This window comes from Bacteroides bouchesdurhonensis, assembly GCF_900155865.1.
GTDB lineage: Bacteria > Bacteroidota > Bacteroidia > Bacteroidales > Bacteroidaceae > Bacteroides > Bacteroides bouchesdurhonensis.
In genome coordinates this window covers 3,914,055-3,929,883 of the sequence record NZ_LT707006.1, presented here as the reverse complement: position 1 = coordinate 3,929,883, position 15,829 = coordinate 3,914,055, and the positions used below count along the sequence as shown (strand labels likewise).

Below are 15,829 nucleotides of genomic sequence, written 5' to 3'. Positions count from 1 at the left end.
TCGCAAAAATACGCAAATTTATGATAATATAAAGGGAGGGATATGTCTTTTTTTTATTACTAAACAGTCGATTTCTTAGAGAGTATCTTTATCTATGCATCCAGTAGTCTTGAAAGTCGGTAAAAGACGAAAGCCAAGTGTGTGTATAATCTACGCTTGATCTTTCTAGTGGTTGTGTTATTTCTTGGGGGGGGCTAGGCCATGTGTCTTGAATATTTCTTGAGATCGCTTATCATCGTTCTCTGTTTAACCATGCCACTATTTTTTCTTTGAAGAAGAAAGTATAGAGGAATGCACCTATCCAGCTTGTAAGGACTACTGTTAGGATAGCTATAATTTTTTTTCCTGCTTGAATTTTGAGGAAACTAATTTCCCAAGCGCATTTGATTGTTAGTACCAGACCGGCAAACCAGACAGCAAGGATATTCATACCTATATAAATTTTGATTGATAATTGAACTGTGGAAGAATACAAGCGTATGTTTCAATTAACTTGTTTTTTACGCTGTTGTAATCTTCCTAGAGTTGTTTTTTACCACCTGTGTCTTGCCCGACACACTTTTGTGTTTTGTCGGGATCATTGACTGTTGGTGTTACCTTTCTTTTGGGTCGGAAATATGGTCCAATGTATTATTCGTGACTTTTTTTACATTTTTAGCTCCTTGTTCCTTTTGGTTCCAACGAGATGATACGTATATGGCTATTAAACATGCTGAGATGATAAAAATTTTCTTTTTCATATGGCATTTAGTTTAGGGGGTTAAATAATAGGTCTTCTAGAGTTCCCGATGGAGAAGAACAGTTCTCCATCGGGATAAAGGCTTAAAATTCATTCTGTTAGAATATCAGACTATTTCTTGTCCGATTTCTTTTTTGAAGCGGTAGGCTTATTTTCATTAGCCTTACTTTGTGTACCTTTCTTGTCACTTTTTGCTTCCATTTGTTTTTTCTCAGTTTTTGTTGTCATAAAGTTAAGTATTTAAGTTAAACAATGGGAGAATTTGGAAATATTATTTCCTTTTATTCTTTTGATTTTCATAATTGCACCAACACATTTCCCCCTTAGGAATACTGGAAAGTATTTCATTACTGCGTTCTTCAGCTAATTTTTTATCAGTCTGGAGCACTTCCTCTTCTGTCCGTTCAGTGCCTTCCGGTTCACGGTGAAGCAGTCCGTCAGTATCTCTGACCTCATTTATCGGATCAGCGATATATTGCCATTCTTCCTTGAGCCTGGAACTTTCACCTTCATTCCATGGTCCACGGACTTCTTTTCCATTAGAAAGATTGAAATAAAGATTACTATATCGAGGGGATGTTTGAAATACTCCTGGTGGAAAGTTGGGCTGAATTGTTTCTAATGCAGCTTCGAATTGTTGGAAATGAGTTACTTCACGGGTCATAAGAAATACAAGCGTTTCCTTCACAAGCGGGTCATCTGTAAGCGGAATGAGATTTTCGTAACCTATTTTAGCACGAGCTTCACCAGCCATATTGGACCGCAGGTCTACCGTTAAATCAGCATTGGCTGACACATAGGTAGCACACCATGGATTCCCATTACTGTCTGTCAGTACAGGGCTTCCAGGAGCTGTAACCAAAAAAGCTGGATTAGTGAAGGCTTGGTGAATGAGATCTTCTTTGCTTGCTTTTCCTTCCATCATGGTACGCAAAGGAGAATCTTCCATCACATCTTTCATTTCTCCATTTACAGGTCCGAGAAGCATTTGAATGGTTGCACCAACGATCTCAAGATGACCGAATTCCTCAGTGGCAATATCCATAAGCATGTCATATTTGTCAGGGTAGGGATTATGGCAACTAAATGCCTGTACAAAATACTGTAGAGCAGATTTCAACTCACCGTTGGCCCCACCGAATGCTTCAAGCATCACACGTGCGAAACGAGGATCAGGCTGTGATACACGAGCATTGAACTGAAGTTCTTTTACATGGTAAAACATAATAGATTCATTTTTTAATTAATAATTTAGGTTAATTAGATGTACATCTGTATTTTATATGATTAAGATCCATCCAGTTTATCCAATTCAGATAAATATTTTCTTATATAATAACAGTTCCCATCGCAGGTCTTTTTTCGTACTTCTGCAGAAGAATCCATGCATTTGTTTCCTAAAAGGGAGCTACACCTGAGCCGATATGCTTCCAGCGCATTGTTCCTCTCATCTTTACGGCCTTCTGCATAAGCTGACAGACATAGCATGTGTAATTCTTCATAATCCTTTGTTTGTAAGGATGTAGAGAGATATTTGCATTTATTGTTCCATTCCATATTCATAGTCAAATTGCCTGCTGCATAGCCTATCTTTTGACTTTTGGAAGAGCTGTGTGAACCTTGTCTTTCAAGGTATCTGTAATATCTTCCGCCTGGTCGGTAATTTTTGTTATGGCATGATGAATTTTCTTTTTTAGTATTTTGGCTTTTGCCGTACGTGAATAACGATAAGCAAGTGCTCCGATAGCTGAACCTATTGTCAGACCGATCAGAAAGTTAGATTTACTAGTTTCCATAATTAAGTTGGTTTAGGTTAATTATAAAATACATAATACCAATTTATAGTTATATTAATGTATAAGAACTAATATTTTGTGGAATCATAACAGGTGGCAGTCCCCCAGTTCCGTTTGAAAGGAAAACGCAGTGCGTAAGAAAATAGTTTGTGCTAAAAGAAGGTTTTAACAACAATTCTTATATACATAATAGGGAGGAGATGACATGTTAATGTTGGTTATTGTAACCATGTAATGTTCTATCGGATTCCAGATGAACATTACTCTTCTTCCATCGTTATAGTCTATAAATAAAATGGATGGATAATATGAAAGAATTATTGTTAATCGGAATTTTTATGCTTTGTCCTGCCTCAATAATATGGGGGCAGGTTGGAATACGACAATATGCGGGAACAGCTATGCCATATCCTGTTGTGAAAGACTCGACTGTGCTTTTTCAGGACAGTATGGTTCCATTCTATATGAATCATCTGGGAAGACATGGAGCTCGTTTTCCAACTTCAGGCAAGGCTTTGAATAAGGTGAAGGGGATGTTAATTGCCGCTCAACAGGAAAACAGATTAACAACGGCGGGAGTAAGGTTGCTTTCTACATTACAGCATTTATCAGAGGCTTTTGAGGGGCAATGGGGAAATTTATCAGTCGTAGGAGAAATGGAGCAACAAGGGATAGCCAGACGTATGATGAAACACTATTCCCCACTATTCAGCGATTCAGCTAAAATAGAGGCAATAGCGACTTATGTACCCCGTTGTATACATAGTATGGATGTATTTCTTGCCTGCATGGCACAATATAATTCTTCGTTGCGCATACAACGTAATGAGGGAAGGCAATATAATGATATACTTCGTTTTTTTTTCTTAAACAAGCCTTATGTTGATTATAAGGAAAAAGGTGATTGGCTTCCTATATATAAAGATTTTGTGAGAAAAAAGATATCTCCTGCTCCTATTATGAAAAATCTCTTTTTTAGATCGGGACAAGAAACAGATCATGAAGCAGAGGAATTTGTCATGGCATTATTTTCCATTGCTGCCATACTTCCCGATACAGGTGATTTGACCAATTTGGATAGCCTTTTCACAATAGACGAATGGAGCGATTATTGGCAGACACAAAATTTGCGACAGTATATGAGCAAGAGTGCTGCACCTGTCGGAAAAATGTTGCCTGTTGCAATTTCATGACCTTTATTAGCAGAATTCATTCATACTGCAGAGGAGGTCATAAGTGGTAAGTCTGATATTCGGGCGAACTTTCGTTTTGCTCATGCGGAAACGGTTATTCCTTTTGTGGCATTGATGGGAATAGAAAAAACGGATGTCCAAGTTTCCATTTCCGATTCTGTTTCCCGATATTGGAAAGATTATGAGATTTCTCCAATGGCTGCTAATGTACAATGGGTTTTTTATCATGATAAAGATCGTAAGATATGGGTGAAAATTCTTTTGAATGAAAAAGAAGCAGTACTTCCTGTCTTTACTTCTTGTTTCCCTTATTATCAGTGGGAAACAGTTTGTACATATCTTAATGAGAGAATTGAGATGGCAAAAGCAATTCTTTTAAAAAGAGAAGAGTTATTGGATATCTTTTCCTAGCACTCAATTGGTATAAAAAGGGAGTAGTGAGATTGATGATGCTGCTCATCATGTAGCTGTATGGATAAAGAAAGATTAAAATGGAAGTTTTAGCAATGAAAAAGAAGAAATTTAGTTTATCTTTATTATTAAAGGTATTAAAGGATACAATTGTGGGATTTATTGATGACAATGTTACTAGGTTGAGTGCTTCATTGGCTTATGCAACGTTGTTTTCAATTATTCCTTTTCTTTCTCTATTAATTACTATTGGGGTCTATTTCCAAATGGACCTTGCCAATCAGCTATATGTTGAATTAAAATCAATTGTAGGACCTGAAGTTGCTGAAGCACTGAGTTATATTATAGCTAATGCTGAGAAGGCTGACACTTCTACTTTTGCTGCCATTGTTAGTTTAATCATTTCTATTTTTGGTGCTACTACAATTTTTGCGGAGATACAAAATTCATTAAATACAATCTGGGGAATAAAGGCAGTTCCTAAAAAAGGTTGGCTTAAATATATTAAAAATAGGATACTTTCTTTTTCAGTCATTCTTGTATTTGCTTTTATACTTTTGATTACATTTACTATTACCAATATAATCGGAGAGTTGAGCAAAAACTTTATGGTTAATTATCCGGAAGTGGCTAGTTCATTGGTCAGGATAATAGGAATCATTATAAATATCATTATAACGACTATCATATTTACATTAATATTTAAGATATTACCCGATGCAAAAATAAAAAGCAGGGATGTTTGTATTGGAGCAATGGTGACCACTATATTGTTATTGATAGGGCAATGGGGAATCTCTTTTTATATAGAGATGACTAATGTGGGTAGCGTTTACGGGGCTGCTGCATTTATGATTGTTTTTATTACATGGATTTATTATTCTTCCATTATCATATATTTGGGAGCCGAATTTACTAAAGCATGGGCAAATGAAATGGGTGGAAAAATAGTTCCTGATGAATATGCTGTTTCAACTAAAATTATAGAAATACATACGGATAGGCCTATAAAGGGAAATGAATAGGTAAGTATTCATCGAAGAGCTGATTACATCCATTATATTGCAGATATGACAAAATAGAACCTTTATGTGGAAATATGGGCAAAGAAGTTAAATGAAATGGCAGGTGTTTGGATAAGATTCTAAAAAAACGGAAACCCTGAATAATTGAATACTTCACATGTGCTACTCTTGTACTTCACCTGATCGTTTCTTGTACTTCATTTGGTGAATTGTTGTACTTCAGTCTGTCAGTTCTAGTACTTGATTGGTGTCACTCTTGTACTTGATTGATGTCACTCTTGTACATGATTTGGGGTACTCTTATACTTGATTTATTCGCTCTTACTTTTATTTATCTTTTGTGATCTTGGTTTTTCTGTCTTATTCATTGGATACTGAGGATTTGATGGATGAAAAGTTGTCTAAATTATATAATTGTTGTGTGATATTATGAATGCTTTTAATTCGCTTTTCTAGCCTAAATCGACCTTTGTGGAAGCCTGATTCAGGCTACTCTCACTCTCACTCTCACTTTACGCTTCTTTCCTGCTTCCTTTTTTCGTGTTGTGGTAAGTATATTATTGATTATTAGTTTATTATGTGATTTTATTATTGGTGCTTATATGTTCGAAGTGATAGCTGTTTTTTTAAAGTGAGAGTACTTTGTTTATGATAGTGCTAAGAAAAAAAGATTTATAATATTGTTTAAAATTTTACCTAATACTCCCGGGGATACCGAATAAACGATTACTCCTTTTCTATATACACACGATATTGATATCCTGAACAAGAAGGACGGTAGTTAGATCTTAATCACATGAGAAAGCCCCTGTTATTTTTAAGGTACGAACAGAAAGTCATGGTGCTCAATTGGCTCTTCCTACTTTCCAGTATCAAAAGCAGTGTGACTATTTAGTTCAAACATTATTAGTCGGATGTACTGTAAGCAGTATTTGTAATTTGTTGACAAATACTGCTCTTGACCTGAGAGTGTTTTGAGGAAAAGGAGCATAAAGGTGAGAGTGAAAGTGAGAGTAGCGAATTACTTTCTTTTTGGAGAATTAGCAATGATTTAATATATTGATAAACAGTGATATATGTAAATTGTGACTTGTAGAGGATTACTCTCACTTTGTTTTTTTCTACTCTCATTGTTGAACGTTAGTTTGCTCATGTCTTGTTTTGAAAAAAGTTTATATTATCTTGCGTTTCCCTGTATTGACACAGGTTTGTATCCGTTAGAGTTGAGAATCATGTTACTATAAAACCGTATAAAGTATAGTTATTTTCCATTTGGTTATATGTCAGGTTTAGAAAGTACTAATTGAACAGCTTATTTAAACAATTTACTGTTTTCTTGGTTTATTCTATATAAACTTAGTATAAACGACAATGGTTCAAGTTAGGATAAAACGAGTATACGAAGAATATTCGGAGACAGATGGATATCGGGTTTTAGTGGATAAATTATGGCCACGCGGCATCAAAAAAGAGTGTTTAAGATATGATTATTGGGCGAAAGATATAACTCCTTCCGCAATGTTGCGGCAGTGGTTTCATGAGGATATTCCGGGGCATTGGAATGACTTTGTGGTATTGTATCAAAAAGAGCTGGAAACTTCTCCGGCCATGGCTGATTTTCTGTCTCTTATCAAACCATATCCTGTAGTAACATTGATTTACGCTTCTAAAGAACTAATCTATAATCATGCCCGAATCCTTCGGGATTATCTGGAAACACATCTGAAAGAATGAAATAATAGTAATTTTTATCAGTTTCCGCTTTCTGTCGTTCGCTCAATTTCCTACCTTTGTAATCTAAATCAAAATCGTGAAGCCATGAAATATAAATTATTGGTTCTTGATGTAGACGGAACTCTTCTCAATGAGACAAAAGAAGTTAGTAAGCGTACACTTGCCGCTTTACTGAAAGTGCAACAAATGGGAGTGCGCATTGTATTGGCATCCGGCAGACCTACATATGGGGTAATGCCGTTGGCTAAGTCTCTTGAACTGGGAAATTACGGAGGTTATATCCTGTCATACAATGGTTGTCAGATAATCGATGCACAAGACGGGAAAATACTGTTTGAAAGACGGATCAATCCTGAGATGCTGCCATATCTGGAGAAGAAAGCACATAAAAATGGATTTGCTTTATTTACTTATCATGATGATACTCTTATCACGAATGCACCAGAGAATGAACATATTCAAAGTGAAGCCCGGCTCAATAATCTGCGGGTAATTAAGGAAGAAGAGTTTTCAACGGCTATTGATTTCGCTCCTTGCAAATGTATGTTGGTAAGTGATGACGAAGAATCATTGGTAAGCTTGGAAGATCATTGGAAAAGACGGTTGAATGGAGCATTGGATGTTTTCCGTTCTGAACCGTATTTTCTTGAGGTTGTTCCTTGTTCCATTGACAAAGCTAATACACTGGGTGCTTTATTGGAACAGTTGAAGATGAAACGTGAAGAAGTGATTGCAATAGGTGACGGAGTATGTGATGTGACTATGATCCAGCTAGCCGGATTGGGCATTGCCATGGGACATTCGCAAGATTCGGTAAAAGCTTGTGCAGATTATGTGACAGCTTCGAATGAAGAAGACGGAGTAGCTATTGCTGTGGAGAAAGTTATTCTGGAAGAAATTCGTGCGGCGGAAATTCCTCTTGATGAATTGAATGCACAGGCCCGCCATGCGTTGATGGGAAACCTGGGTATTCAATATACTTATGCTGCCGAAGATCGGGTGGAAGCCACAATGCCGGTCGATCACCGTACCCGCCAACCTTTTGGTATCTTACATGGCGGAGCTACTCTTGCATTGGCAGAAACTGTTGCCGGACTTGGATCGATGATTCTTTGCCAGCCGGATGAAATTGTTGTTGGTATGCAAGTCAGTGGAAATCATATATCTTCCGCACACGAAGGGGATACTGTTCGTGCAGTAGGGACTATTGTACATAAAGGCCGTTCTTCCCATGTATGGAATGTCGATGTATTTACTTCAACTAATAAATTAGTATCTTCCGTACGGGTAGTAAACAGTGTTATGAAAAAGAGATGACCGACGAAGAAATAAGGAACTTGACAACTATTGATGCATTTATTCAGCGGAAACAGCCGTTTGCTATTTACCGTATTCCGGGGGAGGAGCATCCTCGTTTTTTGACACAAACGACCGGTGAAGTTTGCTTGATTTATGATGTGAAGGATTTGGATGGACAAAGAGGATTTGTAATCGCACCTTTTCATGTAAGTGAGGCATGCCCTATTGTATTGATACAATCAGAGCAGCCGGGACAGCCTTTGCCTATTGAGGAAGGAATAATTCCGGATGATTTTTCAGTGTTTTCTTCAGAGGAGGAATCATTTATAGCTTCTTGTTCTGAAGAGTATGCAGCATGCTTTCATACTTTTATAGAAGCATTGAGCAATCATACTTTCGATAAGCTCGTGCTTTCACGTTGTTTGACCATTCAGAAAGTATCCGAATTTTCTCCATTAGCTGCTTTTCGGATTGCTTGCCGACGTTATGTGCATTCGTATATATATTTATGTTATACTCCTCAAACTGGTATTTGGCTGGGAAGTACCCCTGAGATTCTATTGTCCGGAGAAAAAAAAGAATGGAATACAGTGGCTTTAGCAGGAACTCAGCCATTGCAAGGCGGAAAACTTCCGCAAATATGGGATGATAAGAATCGGAAGGAACAGGAGTATGTGACGTCGTATATTCGTCATCAACTGCTTTCGTTAGGAATTCGGGCCACTGAAAACGGACCTTATCCTGCTTATGCAGGTGCTTTGTCACATTTGAAGACGGATTTCCAGTTTTCTTTAAAGAATAGCGAGACTTTGGGAGAACTCTTGAATGTGTTACATCCGACTCCTGCTGTTTGTGGACTTCCCAAAGAAGAAGCCTACCGTTTTATAGTAGATAATGAAGGGTATGACCGCAGTTATTATTCCGGATTTATAGGATGGCTTGATCCCGATGGACGAACAGATTTGTATGTGAATCTGCGTTGTATGCAGGTTGGTAAAGAGACTTTGACGTTTTATGCCGGGGGAGGACTTTTGGCTTCCTCTGAACTGAATGATGAATGGCAGGAAACGGAAAAAAAACTGCAAACCATGCGGAGACTTACTCCAGCTCTTTCATAAAAACAGGTGAGCTCTTTTCATGGGTGATGGTAAAATAAGTTAAGTAATAATTGATATTCCTATGTATACAGATAAGAAAAATATACTTCAATTGGTTGCGCTACTGGAAGCGTATGGGATTACAAAGGTCGTTTTATGTCCGGGTAGTCGTAACGCACCTATTGTGCATACTCTATCCACTCATCCGAATTTCACTTGTTATTCAATGACAGATGAACGAAGTGCAGGTTACTTTGCCATTGGACTGAGTCTTAATGGTGGTCGTCCCGCCGCTATTTGTTGCACGTCGGGTACAGCATTGCTGAATCTACATCCGGCTGTGGCGGAAGCGTATTACCAGAATATTCCTTTAGTCGTTATTTCTGCCGATCGTCCTGCTTCCTGGATTGGACAGATGGATGGTCAGACATTGCCACAACCTGGTGTTTTTCAGTCATTGGTAAAGAAGTCTGTGAATCTTCCGGAAATTAATTCGGAAGAAGATGAATGGTATTGTAATCGTCTTATCAATGAGGCTCTTTTGGAGACTAATCATCATGGAAAAGGTCCGGTACACATTAATATTCCTATTTCTGAACCTTTGTTTCAGTTTACTGAAGATTCACTTCCGCAAGTAAGGGTTATCACTCGTTATCAGGGATTAAATGTTTACGATAGAGACTATAATGATTTGATTGATCGTCTGAATAAATACAATAAGCGGATGGTAATTGTAGGTCAGATGAATCTGATTTATCTATTTGAGAAAAAACATACAAAGCTATTGTACAGACACTTCGCATGGTTAACAGAACATATCGGTAATCGGACGACTCCTGGCATTCCAGTGAAGAACTTTGATGCTGCTCTTTATGCCATACCTGAAGAGAAGATAACTCAGATGACTCCTGAACTTCTGATTACTTATGGTGGACATGTTGTTTCGAAACGATTGAAGAAATTCTTGCGCCAGCATCCGCCTAAGGAACATTGGCATGTCTCTCCGGATGGGGAAGTCGTAGATTTATATGGCTCACTGACTACTATCATTGAGATGGATCCTTTTGAGTTTTTGGAAAAAATAGCCGGATTTTTGGATAACCGTACCCCCGGATATCCACTTGTGTGGGAGAATTATTGTAAGATCATTCCCGAACCCAATTTTCCTTATTCGGAAATGTCTGCCATAGGAGCATTGATTAAATCCTTACCGGAATCGTGTGCTTTACATTTGGCAAATAGTTCGGTTGTACGTTATGCACAGTTATACTCTGTACCTTCAACCATTGAGGTCTGTTGTAATCGGGGAACAAGTGGCATTGAAGGCTCTCTTTCCACTGCTGTAGGTTATGCAGCCTGTTCGGATAAACTGAACTTTGTAGCCATTGGCGATTTAAGTTTCTTTTATGATATGAATGCTTTATGGACTAACAATATACGTCCCAATTTACGTATTCTTTTGCTGAACAACGGAGGTGGGGAAATATTTCATACCTTGCCTGGACTAGATATGTCAGGGACCTCTCATAAGTTTATCACTGCTACTCATAAAACATCTGCTAAAGGGTGGGCAGAGGAACGTGGCTTCTTATATTTGTGTGTGGAAAATGACGAACAATTAACGGAAGCAATGAAAGTGTTTACTTTACCGGAAGCAATGGAGCAGCCTGTCTTGATGGAAGTTTTTACGAACAAGAACAAAGATGCCCGTATTTTGAAAGATTATTATCATCAATTAAAACAAAAATAGATTATGTCAGAACAAAGAGAATGGACCACTATCAGAGAATATGAAGATATTCTTTTTGATTATTATAATGGAATCGCTCGTATAACGATTAATCGGGAACGTTATCGGAATGCATTTACTCCCACTACTACAGCCGAGATGAGTGATGCGCTACGCATCTGCCGCGAAGAGGCGGATATTGATGTTGTTGTGATTACAGGTGCAGGTGATAAAGCTTTTTGTTCCGGTGGTGATCAGAATGTAAAAGGACGTGGTGGTTATATTGGGAAGGATGGAATACCTCGTTTAAGTGTATTGGATGTGCAGAAGCAAATCCGTAGTATTCCGAAACCGGTGATTGCTGCTGTAAATGGATTTGCTATTGGCGGCGGCCATGTGCTTCATGTGGTGTGTGATTTGTCCATTGCTTCGGAGAATGCTATTTTCGGACAGACAGGTCCTCGTGTGGGTAGTTTTGATGCAGGATTCGGAGCTTCCTATCTAGCACGTGTGGTTGGCCAGAAAAAAGCGCGTGAGATTTGGTTCCTTTGCCGCAAATATAATGCACAGGAAGCTTTAGATATGGGATTGGTAAATAAGGTTGTTCCTTTAGAAAAGTTAGAAGATGAATATGTTCAATGGGCGGAGGAAATGATGATGCTTAGTCCATTAGCATTGCGAATGATTAAGGCAGGTTTAAATGCTGAATTGGACGGGCAGTCCGGTATTCAGGAATTAGCGGGTGATGCAACTTTACTTTACTATTTGACTGACGAGGCACAAGAAGGCAAAAATGCTTTTTTGGAGAAACGTAAACCTAACTTTAAACAATATCCCAAATTCCCATAAAATAACATTCAAATTTGCGCATTTAGTAGAATGGATTGCAAAATTGACATTGTTCCCCGGTTGCTTCATTTTAAGCAACCGGCTGGTACCTCTCGAGGAGTATATACGACCCGGAAGGTTTGGTATCTTCGTTTCACTTCTTCTGAATTCCCGGATCGGATAGGGATAGGTGAATGTGCACCATTACCTAACTTAAGTTGTGATGATGTTCCGGGTTATGAACAGATTTTGGTAGATATGTGTCGAAAGGTGGAACAGCAAGGAGGAAGGTTGGATATAGAAGCATTACGGGATTATCCTTCCATTTTTTTTGGTTTGGAGACAGCTACCAGACATTTCTTTATCGGTGATTGGGCTTTATGGGATACTGATTTCTCGCGTGGAAAAGTTGGGATTCCTATCAATGGACTTATCTGGATGGGGGATTCTAAAAGCATGCTTGAGCAGATAGAACAAAAAATGGAAATAGGGTTCCGATGTATCAAACTGAAAATAGGTGCTATCAATTTTGACGAAGAATTGGCATTACTTCGCCATATTCGTGCTCACTTCTCATCCAAAGAAATCGAATTGCGTGTAGATGCAAATGGGGCATTTTCTCCAGCTGATGCTATGGAAAAACTAAAACGCCTGTCTGAACTTGATTTGCATTCTATCGAACAGCCTATTCGTGCCGGACAGTGGGAAGAAATGGCTCGTCTAGCTTCTGAGTCTCCGTTGCCAATAGCCTTGGATGAGGAATTGATAGGTCTCAATACCATCGAGAAGAAGCAAAAACTTCTATCTGTTATTCATCCGCAATATATCATTCTCAAGCCTTCACTTCATGGAGGAATGATTGGAGGAGGAGAGTGGATTGCTGAAGCGGAAAAACAACAAGTAGGTTGGTGGATTACTTCTGCTTTGGAATCGAATATAGGTTTGAATGCTATCGCACAATGGTGTTCAATTTTCCATAATCCATTGCCACAAGGGTTAGGGACCGGTTTGCTTTTTACGGATAATGTAGAGATGCCGCTTGAGATAAGAAAAGATTGTCTGTGGTATTGTAAATGATGATATTTGATCGACAGAAACAGAGTTTACTGCTGGACGGGAGAAAATATACTTCCAAAGATGTGAGCAGTCTGATAGAAAGAGGTGAAAAAGAATTTCCTCACGCCATTTGGGAATTACTATTATTCTTGAAGGAATGGTTTGATGATTCTCCTACTTTAGTGGTTCATACCTCTGGTTCTACGGGGGTACCCAAAGAATTATTAGTTAGTAAAGACCGGATGATGCAAAGTGCTCGGCTGACTTGTGAGCATTTGAACTTACAGTCAGGTGATACGGCATTGCTTTGTATGAATCTCCGCTATATTGGAGCAATGATGGTAGTTGTACGTTCTTTGGTTGCAGGTTTGAATTTAATAGTTCGTCCGGCTTCCGGTCATCCGTTGGCGGATGTGAAGGGACCTTTAAGGTTTGCGGCAATGGTTCCTTTGCAGGTATATAATACTCTTCAAAAAGAAGAAGAACGCAAACGATTAGAACAAATCGATATTTTAATAATAGGTGGAGGTGCAATAGATAACTCCTTGGCAGCCGAAATTAAAAATCTTCCGGGGGCAGTCTATTCTACCTATGGTATGACAGAGACTTTATCTCATATCGCTCTTCGACGGCTCAATGGAAAATTAGCTTCGGAACGTTATTATCCTTTTGATTCAGTAAAACTCTCTTTGTCTCAGGAAAATACATTAGTGATCGAAGCCCCTTTAGTGTGTAATGACACAGTGTATACGAATGATATAGCGTGTATTTATTCGGACGGGAGTTTTACAATTTTGGGTAGGAAAGATAATGTTATCAATAGTGGCGGGATTAAAATACAAGCGGAAGAAGTAGAAAAGAAACTTCATTCATTGATCTCCGAACCATTTGTTATAACTTCAGTACCTGATAGCCGTTTGGGGCAAGCTGTGACATTATTAACCATGCAGCTGTCAAATGTAGAGGAATTGGAAAATAGAATAAAGTCTGTGTTACCTCTCTATTACTGTCCTAAATACATTTATATTGTAGAGCAAATCCCACAAACTGAAAATGGAAAAATAGATCGTAAAGCTTGTCGTGATTTAGCGAAAAAGATTCTATTATCACAGGATATGGAAAAATGTTAGTAGGGCTGACTGATAACATGAAAGTTATTCACTGGCTAATATAGGAAATTGGATCGATTGAATAGTAACTATAGAAAGGGCTTATAAAAAAATAGGAACGCAGATCCTTTTTGAGAACCTGCGTTTGATGATCTGTTTGTTTCGATGAAGTAAAGATACTCTCTCTTACTTATTATTATAAGCAACCAGCATCCAGACTAGTTTTTCCTGTTCCTTCAAGTAATCACTCATCATTGAAACAGTTACCTCATCTCCGGCTTGGGAAGCTATTGATAGGATTTTACGTTCTTCACCAATCAAGTAACTGATAGATTCCAGAATATTTTCTAATGCTTGTTCACCATTACTTATTTTATCAACCTCGTTGATATTGGCAATTTTCAGATAGTCACTGAATTTATTTGCAGGAGTTCCACCCAACATTAAGATGCGTTCTGCGATTTCATCTACTTTTTCTGCAGTGTCATCATACATTTTTTCGAACTGACTGTGAAGTACAAAGAAATCATGCCCTTTGATGTTCCAGTGGAAACCGCGGAGATTGGTGTAATACACTTGGAAGTCTGCTAATAGTTGTTGCAAAGATGCTACTACGTTATTGGCTCCAGATTCATTCAATTTGATTAATGCTAAAGTTTTCATGTTCTTTTCGTTTTTAATGATTTATACTCGTTTTTATTTTTTTTCTGTACGACAAAGATAGGGCGGAAAATGCTTCGTGTCAAACTGAAAATATCTATCTTTGCATAGATGAATTCTATGAAACTATAAATCATAATAGATAATTCAATAAGACAGAAGATATGACGATACAACAATTGGAGTATATCTTAGCGGTGGACCAGTTTCGCCATTTTGCTCGGGCTGCAGAGTATTGTAGGGTGACACAACCCACTCTGAGTGCTATGATTCAGAAGTTGGAAGATGAATTGGGGGTGAAGTTGTTTGATAGGACAATGCAACCGGTTTGCCCGACAGCTATCGGAGAGAAGGTTATTAGCCAAGCGAGGATTATTCTGGCACAGGCAGCGCAAGTAAAGGAAATTATTAGTGAAGAGAAGCAGACACTAACTGGAGTGTTTCGTTTAGGGGTATTGCCTACTATTGCTCCTTATTTGTTGCCTCGTTTCTTTCCCCAACTGATGGAGAAGTATCCGGAATTGGATATTCGTGTTACTGAGATGAAGACACAGGATGTTCAACAAGCACTACATTCGGGAGATATTGATGCAGGAATCATTGCTAATAAGTTGGAAGATTCTTTTTTGATGGAAGAAACACTATTTTATGAGCAGTTCTATGGGTATGTGTCAAAGAAAGAACCATTATTCAAGCATGAGGTGATTCGTACCTCTGATATCACAGGTGAGCGGCTTTGGCTGTTGGATGAAGGTCATTGTTTTCGTGACCAACTCATCCGCTTTTGTCAGATAGAGGCTGTAAAAGTCAGTCAAATGGCGTATCATCTGGGAAGTATGGAGACATTTATGCGAATGGTTGAAAGCGGGAAAGGAATTACTTTTATTCCGGAATTGGCTGTTGCACAACTATCTGAAGAGCAGCGTGAACTTGTACGTCCATTTGCCATTCCTCGTCCTACTCGACAGATAGTGTTGGTGACGAGCAAAGACTTTATACGGTATAGTTTGCTCAATGTGTTAAAAGAAGAGATACAGGCTGCAATCCCTAAAAACATGTTGTCTCTACAATCTGTTCAATATTTGCTTTAAAAAGCTTGAATGAAAGAGTGTCATTGATCTCATATTTTGAGAGGTAAAATACAAATAGAGGA

Annotated in this window: 13 protein-coding genes and 1 pseudogene; 10 read left to right on the top strand and 4 right to left on the bottom strand. The window is 38.3% G+C overall.

Going from position 1 to position 15,829, the window contains the following annotated elements; translation table 11 throughout:
• Positions 1 to 232: 232 nt before the first annotated feature.
• The 3 genes from CZ225_RS17025 to CZ225_RS17010 form a co-directional block, all read right to left on the bottom strand.
• On the bottom strand, positions 233 to 430 hold the full coding sequence (locus tag CZ225_RS17025) for a hypothetical protein (protein WP_077154775.1): 198 nt from the start codon (positions 428 to 430) through the stop codon (positions 233 to 235).
• 580 nt (positions 431 to 1,010) lie between these two features.
• Positions 1,011 to 1,964, bottom strand: a complete 954-nt coding sequence (locus CZ225_RS17020) for a manganese catalase family protein (RefSeq protein WP_077154774.1) — start codon at positions 1,962 to 1,964, stop codon at positions 1,011 to 1,013.
• A 361-nt stretch (positions 1,965 to 2,325) separates the two neighbouring features.
• Entirely contained in the window at positions 2,326 to 2,535 is a 210-nt protein-coding gene (locus tag CZ225_RS17010; protein ID WP_077154773.1) for a hypothetical protein, read from the bottom strand.
• Between the two features lie 308 nt (positions 2,536 to 2,843).
• Between CZ225_RS17010 and CZ225_RS17005 the strand changes: the two are divergent.
• The 9 genes and pseudogenes from CZ225_RS17005 (at position 2,844) to CZ225_RS16965 (ending at position 14,037) form a co-directional block, all read left to right on the top strand.
• Positions 2,844 to 4,139, top strand: a pseudogene (locus CZ225_RS17005) (histidine-type phosphatase).
• 80 nt (positions 4,140 to 4,219) lie between these two features.
• The gene (locus CZ225_RS17000) at positions 4,220 to 5,164 is read left to right on the top strand and encodes a YihY/virulence factor BrkB family protein (RefSeq protein WP_077154772.1); all 945 of its coding nucleotides are present in this window, start codon (positions 4,220 to 4,222) and stop codon (positions 5,162 to 5,164) included.
• A gap of 1,371 nt (positions 5,165 to 6,535) precedes the next feature.
• Positions 6,536 to 6,898, top strand: coding sequence for a DUF488 domain-containing protein (locus tag CZ225_RS16995; RefSeq protein ID WP_025075027.1), 363 nt, complete (start codon positions 6,536 to 6,538; stop codon positions 6,896 to 6,898).
• 84 nt (positions 6,899 to 6,982) lie between these two features.
• The gene (locus CZ225_RS16990; protein WP_077154771.1) at positions 6,983 to 8,215 is read left to right on the top strand and encodes a Cof-type HAD-IIB family hydrolase; all 1,233 of its coding nucleotides are present in this window, start codon (positions 6,983 to 6,985) and stop codon (positions 8,213 to 8,215) included.
• Positions 8,212 to 9,315 carry an isochorismate synthase gene (locus CZ225_RS16985; protein WP_077154770.1) on the top strand — a complete coding sequence of 368 codons (1,104 nt, stop codon included), beginning with the start codon at positions 8,212 to 8,214 and terminating at the stop codon, positions 9,313 to 9,315. The genes CZ225_RS16990 and CZ225_RS16985 overlap by 4 nt, the downstream gene beginning before the upstream one ends.
• Before the next feature lie 61 nt (positions 9,316 to 9,376).
• Positions 9,377 to 11,044, top strand: a complete 1,668-nt coding sequence (menD, locus tag CZ225_RS16980; RefSeq protein WP_077154769.1) for a 2-succinyl-5-enolpyruvyl-6-hydroxy-3-cyclohexene-1-carboxylic-acid synthase — start codon at positions 9,377 to 9,379, stop codon at positions 11,042 to 11,044.
• A gap of 3 nt (positions 11,045 to 11,047) precedes the next feature.
• Complete coding sequence (gene menB, locus CZ225_RS16975; protein ID WP_025075023.1) at positions 11,048 to 11,872, top strand: 1,4-dihydroxy-2-naphthoyl-CoA synthase; 825 nt, start codon at positions 11,048 to 11,050, stop codon at positions 11,870 to 11,872.
• A gap of 30 nt (positions 11,873 to 11,902) precedes the next feature.
• Entirely contained in the window at positions 11,903 to 12,928 is a 1,026-nt protein-coding gene (locus CZ225_RS16970; protein ID WP_077154768.1) for an o-succinylbenzoate synthase, read from the top strand.
• Positions 12,928 to 14,037 (top strand): AMP-binding protein, encoded by a 1,110-nt coding sequence (locus tag CZ225_RS16965; protein ID WP_077155868.1) that lies wholly within the window; start codon positions 12,928 to 12,930, stop codon positions 14,035 to 14,037. The genes CZ225_RS16970 and CZ225_RS16965 overlap by 1 nt, the downstream gene beginning before the upstream one ends.
• A 165-nt stretch (positions 14,038 to 14,202) precedes the next feature.
• Here CZ225_RS16965 and CZ225_RS16960 read toward each other — a convergent pair whose 3' ends face one another.
• A complete protein-coding gene (locus CZ225_RS16960) occupies positions 14,203 to 14,679 on the bottom strand; it encodes a Dps family protein (protein ID WP_077154767.1) in 477 nt (158 codons plus the stop codon).
• Between the two features lie 161 nt (positions 14,680 to 14,840).
• Here CZ225_RS16960 and CZ225_RS16955 point away from each other — a divergent pair, with 161 nt between their 5' ends.
• Positions 14,841 to 15,767, top strand: coding sequence for a hydrogen peroxide-inducible genes activator (locus CZ225_RS16955; RefSeq protein WP_077154766.1), 927 nt, complete (start codon positions 14,841 to 14,843; stop codon positions 15,765 to 15,767).
• Positions 15,768 to 15,829 lie beyond the last annotated feature (62 nt).

Coding starts and splice junctions, on each gene's coding strand:
- CZ225_RS17025 (WP_077154775.1), bottom strand. CDS start 430: ATGAATATCCTTGCTGTCTGGTTTGCCGGTCTGGTACTAACAATCAAA.
- CZ225_RS17020 (WP_077154774.1), bottom strand. CDS start 1,964: ATGTTTTACCATGTAAAAGAACTTCAGTTCAATGCTCGTGTATCACAG.
- CZ225_RS17010 (WP_077154773.1), bottom strand. CDS start 2,535: ATGGAAACTAGTAAATCTAACTTTCTGATCGGTCTGACAATAGGTTCA.
- CZ225_RS17000 (WP_077154772.1), top strand. CDS start 4,220: ATGGAAGTTTTAGCAATGAAAAAGAAGAAATTTAGTTTATCTTTATTA.
- CZ225_RS16995 (WP_025075027.1), top strand. CDS start 6,536: ATGGTTCAAGTTAGGATAAAACGAGTATACGAAGAATATTCGGAGACA.
- CZ225_RS16990 (WP_077154771.1), top strand. CDS start 6,983: ATGAAATATAAATTATTGGTTCTTGATGTAGACGGAACTCTTCTCAAT.
- CZ225_RS16985 (WP_077154770.1), top strand. CDS start 8,212: ATGACCGACGAAGAAATAAGGAACTTGACAACTATTGATGCATTTATT.
- menD (WP_077154769.1), top strand. CDS start 9,377: ATGTATACAGATAAGAAAAATATACTTCAATTGGTTGCGCTACTGGAA.
- menB (WP_025075023.1), top strand. CDS start 11,048: ATGTCAGAACAAAGAGAATGGACCACTATCAGAGAATATGAAGATATT.
- CZ225_RS16970 (WP_077154768.1), top strand. CDS start 11,903: ATGGATTGCAAAATTGACATTGTTCCCCGGTTGCTTCATTTTAAGCAA.
- CZ225_RS16965 (WP_077155868.1), top strand. CDS start 12,928: ATGATATTTGATCGACAGAAACAGAGTTTACTGCTGGACGGGAGAAAA.
- CZ225_RS16960 (WP_077154767.1), bottom strand. CDS start 14,679: ATGAAAACTTTAGCATTAATCAAATTGAATGAATCTGGAGCCAATAAC.
- CZ225_RS16955 (WP_077154766.1), top strand. CDS start 14,841: ATGACGATACAACAATTGGAGTATATCTTAGCGGTGGACCAGTTTCGC.